Consider the following 3,337-nt stretch of genomic DNA (forward strand, 5'->3'; position numbering starts at 1 on the left):
AGGACGAAGGAAATCGGGATCCGAAAGGCAATCGGGGCAAACCGGAAATCGATCCTTCTGCAATTCTTAATTGAAGCGGTCGTCTTGAGCTGCCTAGGGGGATTGTTGGGAGTGGCAATTGGATTCGGAATCGCAAGGTCGATTTCAGCTTTTTCAACATTAACGATTAGTTATTCATGGTCGGTGACAGTGTCTGCCTTCTTATTCTCGATATTGATCGGGATTGTCTTTGGCGTATTCCCTGCCAATAAGGCATCGAAATTGAATCCAATCCAGGCACTGCGGCACGAGTGAACATACAAATTATAAAGAAAGCGGCTAGGAATATGCCCGCTTTCTTTTGTATATGAAAAAGGATAAAATCAACATAAATAGCAGGTGAAACGGTCAGGGGGGAACTCTTCATGAAGATTTTGGTGGTGGAAGATAATGCTTCATTATTGGAATCAATCCGGCAAATTTTGGCCGATGAATATGAAGTCGATACAGAGACTAACGGGGAGGATGGGCTATTCATGGCCCTGCAAGGCATTTACGATATCATTTTATTGGATGTGATGCTTCCGGGAATGGATGGCTTCGAAATCGTCCGAAACATCCGGGAAGCAAAAATCGATACAAGCGTTTTGTTTTTGACGGCAAAGGATGGCCTTGAGGATCGTGTCAGAGGGCTTGAGATGGGCGGTGATGACTATTTAGTCAAACCGTTCCAGGCACCGGAGCTTAAGGCAAGGATCCGCGCCCTCCTTCGCCGAAGCGGCATCATAACGCTTTCGCAGCATGTGAAGTACCGTGGAATCGAATTGCTGGAAAAAGAAAAGGATATTTCAGTTGATGGCAAGGTCATCAAAATGACCTTGAAGCAGTACGAACTATTGGAGTACCTCATTCAAAACAACGGAAAAATATTGACCCGGGAGCAAATCTTCGACCGCATTTGGGGATTCGACTCGGATACGACGATTGCGATAGTCGAAGTGTTCATCCATCATCTTAGGAAAAAGCTGGAACCTTACAATTACCATAAGGACATTCAAACCGTCAGGGGCATTGGTTATATGCTAAAACAACCATAAGGGGATCATTATGTTCCAAAAAACAAGACTTCAACTAACATTATTGAATTCTATCGTCTTTATTGTCTTGATAGCCATATTAAGCCGAACGATTTATTTCTATACGGAAAATCAAATCTATAGGGATGTCAATGATTCGCTGAAAAAGGATTACAGGGGCTTCATCAATGGAGGCATGCCAGGAGGCCGGCCGCAAGGCGAGTTCCTCTTGGGACCAGGTCCGAGCGTCATCGTTTGGGGACCTGAAGATACGATCATAGAGCCTAGACTTAGCGTGGACGATTTCTTCAAGGTCAATGAATCGAAATTCCACCCTGAAAAATTTGACGAGATTGAAGAACTCCCGGTGAATGGCTACACGTATCGCGCCCTTTCCACCAAGGTCGATACGGATTACGGGGAGTTGATCGTACAATTCATCAGGAATGTCGATTCCGAAAAAGATATGCTAGATCGCCTGCTGCTCATATTGTTTGTTGGCGGGGGCATTGGCAGCTTGGTGGCAGTTGGAGCCGGCTATCTATTGGCAGGACGGGCCCTTATTCCGGTAAAACGCTCATGGGATCAACAGCAGCAGTTTGTTTCGGATGCTTCGCATGAAATCCGCACACCGCTTGCCGTCATACAATCAAGGGCTGATTTGTTATTCCAATCACCGAACGCGACAATCGAGGAAAAAGCCGTCGATATATCGATCATTTCAAAGGAAGTCCGCCGCTTGAATAAGCTTGTTAACGGACTTTTGACCTTGACCAGGACCGATTCGAATCAGGTGCAGGTGAATAAAGCGAATTTTTTTCTCGACGACTTACTTATGGATATCGTGGAACAGTATACTGATATAGCTTCTTTTCAAGAAAAAACCATCGTTAGCCATGCTCCTGAACAGGTGGTGTTTCATGGGGATAAAGAAAGGATTCATCAGCTGTTGGTGATTCTGGTCGATAATGCGATGAAGTTCACGGAGGAAGGCGGGGAGATTTCGCTTTCCTGCATCAAGAATGCAGCGTCGATCATCCTTGCCGTTGAAGATAATGGAATAGGAATGCAACAGGAAGAACTCCCCTTGATTTTTAACCGGTTTTATCAAGTGGAGCAATCCCGTTCAGCAAATGAGGGCTCCGGTTTAGGGCTATCCATTGCCAAATGGATTGTACAAGCACATCAAGGGAACATCAAGGTTACGAGTGAACAGAATGTACGCACTCGTTTTGAAATCATTTTTCCGAGAAACCAAAAGAAAATGTAAGACGGCTGAAATACCTAACCCATTCCGTGCTGCTTAAGGAAAAATTAAGGGTCTTTTTAGATAATGTCTATCAGTAATCCATTTCTTTTGGCAAAGGAGAATCATCAATGGTGAATAAACTTGGTAAGATGCGTTTTTTAATTGCGATCGTGGCATTTTTTCTTTTAATCGTTCAAGCAGTAATGGGGATCATGATGTTTGTCGACAGTAGCGACAATATGCCCATGAATGGCCAAGCGATGGCGGGGCAGCCTGCAGATCGCGGCACGGGGGCATCTGGCGATTCGTCCAAGAGCAGTGAATCCGCAGGTGAGGCTGACGAAACCGCGTCAAATGATGCAAGCGGCAATTTGGGGACGCCTCCACAAGGGTGGGCTGATGGCAGCAGGACAAAAGAAGAGATGTCAGGCGGCGGAGGCTTCCAGCGCGGGAATTCTCTAGCTCGTGAATACATCGATTTTTATCAAGGGGCAGGCGGCTTGGCAACATCCATCATCATCCTTCTGATCGGGGGAGCTGGCATTGCGACGGCGATAATGACGAGAAAGACGGCAGCCTGAAAATGGTAAAGAAGTTCATAAACAGGGAGGCTCCTCGAGAAGGGACCTTTCTTTTTGTTTTGAGAAAATCACACATGTAACTAATTGCCATTTTTGAATGAGAAATAATGATTGCACTTCAAAATAAATTAGTTTAATATATAGTTCTAAAGAGGTACGTACAACTATTTTGGATGAAAGAGAAAACGTTTGCATAAATTTTTTGAGGGTACCCTACTATTAATGCACGAACATTAAATTCACCTTAGTGGAGGCAGAATATGAAATTTCTGATTGCTATTTTAGGACTGCTTATTGTTTTTGGACTAGCTTTATTAGTGAGTAGTGACCGAAAGAAAGTTAAAATTAAACCGATTATCTTCATGGTGATCATTCAGCTTATTTTGACTTATCTTTTATTAAATACGAAGTTCGGGTTAGTGATCATCAATTCGATTGCCGATGGATTTGGC

General features: G+C 44.1%; 5 protein-coding genes. All 5 read left to right on the forward strand.

Going from position 1 to position 3,337, the window contains the following annotated elements; genetic code table 11:
- Positions 1-294: ABC transporter permease (locus tag CVN76_RS25600; protein WP_157805803.1), on the forward strand; the 294-nt coding region annotated here is incomplete at its 5' end.
- 110 nt (positions 295-404) lie between these two features.
- Positions 405-1,076: a response regulator transcription factor gene (locus CVN76_RS25605; protein WP_100533558.1), complete on the forward strand. Its 672-nt coding sequence runs from the start codon at positions 405-407 to the stop codon at positions 1,074-1,076.
- A 10-nt stretch (positions 1,077-1,086) separates the two neighbouring features.
- Positions 1,087-2,325: a sensor histidine kinase gene (locus tag CVN76_RS25610; protein WP_100533559.1), complete on the forward strand. Its 1,239-nt coding sequence runs from the start codon at positions 1,087-1,089 to the stop codon at positions 2,323-2,325.
- A 107-nt stretch (positions 2,326-2,432) separates the two neighbouring features.
- Positions 2,433-2,885: a hypothetical protein gene (locus tag CVN76_RS25615; protein WP_100533560.1), complete on the forward strand. Its 453-nt coding sequence runs from the start codon at positions 2,433-2,435 to the stop codon at positions 2,883-2,885.
- Between the two features lie 260 nt (positions 2,886-3,145).
- Positions 3,146-3,337 (forward strand): Na+ dependent nucleoside transporter N-terminal domain-containing protein (locus tag CVN76_RS25620; protein ID WP_332850681.1); only part of this gene is annotated, 192 nt, incomplete at its 3' end.

It is taken from the genome of Bacillus sp. mrc49 (assembly GCF_002803435.1).

Bases quoted from the DNA above. Each gene is read 5' to 3' on its own strand.
- CVN76_RS25615 (WP_100533560.1), top strand. From the start codon at position 2,433: ATGGTGAATAAACTTGGTAAGATGCGTTTTTTAATTGCGATCGTGGCA.
- CVN76_RS25605 (WP_100533558.1), top strand. From the start codon at position 405: ATGAAGATTTTGGTGGTGGAAGATAATGCTTCATTATTGGAATCAATC.
- CVN76_RS25610 (WP_100533559.1), top strand. From the start codon at position 1,087: ATGTTCCAAAAAACAAGACTTCAACTAACATTATTGAATTCTATCGTC.